The 3,032-nt window shown below is 72.6% G+C and carries 2 protein-coding genes and 1 tRNA gene; 2 read left to right on the top strand and 1 reads right to left on the bottom strand.

The genetic code is table 11. The features are described from left to right. The first annotated feature begins 91 nt into the window (after positions 1-91). Positions 92-919, top strand: coding sequence for a lysophospholipid acyltransferase family protein (locus AC08ON_RS16425; protein ID WP_476608355.1), 828 nt, complete (start codon positions 92-94; stop codon positions 917-919). A 134-nt stretch (positions 920-1,053) separates the two neighbouring features. Next, positions 1,054-2,523, top strand: a complete 1,470-nt coding sequence (gene der / locus AC08ON_RS16430) for a ribosome biogenesis GTPase Der (RefSeq protein ID WP_476608352.1) — start codon at positions 1,054-1,056, stop codon at positions 2,521-2,523. 131 nt (positions 2,524-2,654) lie between these two features. On the opposite strand, the gene AC08ON_RS16435 is transcribed toward der, so the two are convergent. Continuing rightward, positions 2,655-2,728: transfer RNA gene (locus AC08ON_RS16435), tRNA-Pro, on the bottom strand. Between the last annotated feature and the right edge of the window lie 304 nt (positions 2,729-3,032).

The raw sequence follows: 3,032 nt of genomic DNA on the forward strand, positions 1-3,032 counted from the left end.
ACGCGGTGGTTCTGGACTCGACGGCCCTGTCGGTGTCCGAAGTCGTCGACGAGGTGCTTCGGCGTTGCGAGCAGCTGCCGAACCGGACGAGATGACCACGTCGAACCCCCGCGCTGAGGCGCCCCGCGTTGAGGCCGCTCGGCCGGACGACGGCGCCGGCGAACGTGCCGCGGAGGCGGCCCGGCGGGCCGCCCGGGTGGCGCGTGGACCGGTCCACCGGGGTGCCGCGTCACCGATCTACAACGACCTCCCGCACCGCGTCCTCAAGCCCGGGGTCCGCTGGTTCCTCAACCGGGTGGTCATGCAGATTAGCCTGGAGGGGCTTGAGAACGTCCCCTTCGACGAACCGTTGATCTTCGCTGGGAACCACAGCAGTTGGCTGGATGGCCCGTTGGTGGTGATCGAGTCCCCACGGACCGTGCGCTGCCTGAGTAAGGTCGAGATGTACCGGGGGGTGCTCGGCCGGGCGCTGCTGTTCAGCGGTCAGATCCCGATCGATCGTGATCGGGCCGACCGGGAGGCCCTGCACACCGCGCTGGACGAGCTCTCCCGCGGCGGGGCGATCGGGCTGTTCCCCGAGGGCACCCGGGGCAGCGGGGAGATGGCGGCGGTCCAGCACGGCATCGCCTACCTCGCGGTGCACGGCCGCTGCCGCGTCCTACCGGTGGCCTGCATCAACACCGGTGCCGCCCTGCCCCGGGGGGCGCGCTGGCCGCGCCGGTCGGTGCCGATCCGGGTGGTCTTCGGTGCGCCGTTCGCGGTGGAGGTCCCGGCGAACCCACGCTCGCGCAAGGCGCTGGCCGCCGTCGCGGAGGACATCCGGGTGCGCCTGCTCGACCATCTGGCGACCGTCCGGGCCGGAAAGGCCTGCGGCGAGGCGGGCGGGACCGGCGGGGCTGACCGGGCCGGCGCCGGGTAATCTGAGCAAGATCGCTGCTCGCTCCGGACGGGCGGGTGAGAGCCCCCGGCGATCCGACCACGCTCGCGTGTCCGGCGCCGAGCCCGGGAATCACAGGCGATCCCGTCCCACGATGACAGTTGGCAGTGACAGTGATGAGCGGACAAGACCTATCAACGGACCTCGGCGCGGCCGGGTTCGACCGGTTTGCCGACGGTGGCCTCGGCGATGACGTCGGCGGCCCCGATGGGTTCGCGGGCGAGCTCGACGGCGAGTTCGCGGGCCCCGGGATCGGTCAACCGGTGGTGGCCGTCGTGGGGCGACCCAACGTGGGCAAGTCGACGTTGGTCAACCGCATCCTCGGCCGGCGCGCCGCGGTCGTCGAGGACGTCCCCGGGGTGACCCGTGACCGCGTCGCCTACGACGCGGTCTGGAGCGGGCGGCGGTTCACCCTCGTCGACACCGGCGGCTGGGAACCCGACGCGACGGGGCTGGCCGCCCAGGTCTCCGAGCAGGCCCGCGCGGCGCTCGACACCGCCGATGCGGTGCTGTTCATCGTGGACGTCGTCACCGGTGCCACCGACGCCGACGAGGCGGTCGCCCGGGTGCTGCACCGCTGCGGGCTGCCGGTGATCCTGGTGGCGAACAAGGTCGACGACGTACGATTCGAGGCTGATGCGGCGGCGCTGTGGGGCCTCGGGCTCGGCGAGCCGCACCCGGTCTCGGCCCTGCATGGCCGGGGCAGCGGAGACCTGCTCGACGCCGTGCTCGCCGCGTTGCCCGAGGCGCCGCGCGAGATCCTCACCGAGTCCGACGGCCCACGGCGGGTCGCCCTGATCGGCCGGCCCAACGTCGGCAAGTCGAGTCTGCTGAACAAGCTCGCCGGCAGCCGGCGGTCGTTGGTGCACGACGTCGCCGGCACCACCCGGGACCCGGTCGACGAGCTGGTGACGGTCGGCGGCGAGGAGTGGATGTTCATCGACACCGCCGGGCTGCGCCGTCGCGTCCGGGAGGCCTCCGGCGCCGAGTACTACTCGTCGCTGCGCACCGCCTCGGCCCTGGAAGCCGCCGAGGTCGCCATCGTCCTGCTCGCCGCGGACGAGCCGGTGACCGAGCAGGACCAGCGGGTCATCTCGATGGTCGTCGACGCGGGACGGGCCCTCGTCCTCGCCTTCAACAAGTGGGACCTGGTGGACACCGACCGCCGGCTCACCCTGGAACGGGAGATCGTCCGTGACCTCGGTCGGGTCGCGTGGGCGCCGCGGGTGAACGTCTCGGCCCGTACCGGGCGTGCGACCGATCGGCTCGCCCCCGCGCTGCGCACCGCGCTGGAGTCCTGGGGTACCCGGATCCCGACCGGCCGGCTGAACACCTGGTTGGGTGAGGTCGTCGCCGCGACCCCGCCGCCAGCACGTGGAGGGCGGGTTCCGAAGGTCCTGTTCGCGACCCAGGCCGGAGTGCGCCCGCCGCGGTTCGTGGTGTTCACGACGGGTTTTCTGGAGTCGTCCTACCGTCGATTCCTGGAACGCCGGCTCCGGGAGGACTTCGGCTTCGTCGGTTCGCCCATCTCGATCTCGGTGCGGGTGCGGGTGCGTGAACGCGGCGACCGCAGGGGCGGCGGCTGACGGTTGGACCGGGTTCCGGCCGTCAGCCGGGTGGGCTTTCCGGTCCGGCCGGACCGGCGTGACGGCGGCTTACGACGAAAAAACCCGTTGAGCAGGCTCATCTGCCTGAGCAACGGGTTTTACCACCTCTGTCGGGACGACAGGATTTGAACCTGCGACCCCCAGACCCCCAGTCTGGTGCGCTACCAAGCTGCGCCACGTCCCGTACGCAGTCACATTACCGTACCGGCGACCACTACGGTGACCGGGGGTCGCGTCGTTGACGACGCGACCCCCGACCCTCGTGCGCGGGCCCCGCGTGGGACCAGGCCGAGGCCGTCACCCACGAGGGTGTCCGCACGCCACAGGGCCGCCGAACAGCAGGGTCAGCTCGCACCCTGGGCGCGCCGTCGGGTAACCCCGGCGCCGATCAGCAGGGCGCCCACTGCCGCACCGGCCAGCGGGAGCAGGGGCGAGGACCCGGGGTCGGCCATCCCGCCGCCACCTGCGGCGACACCGCCCCCCGGCCC

This window comes from Frankia sp. CoWAU3, assembly GCF_977971855.1.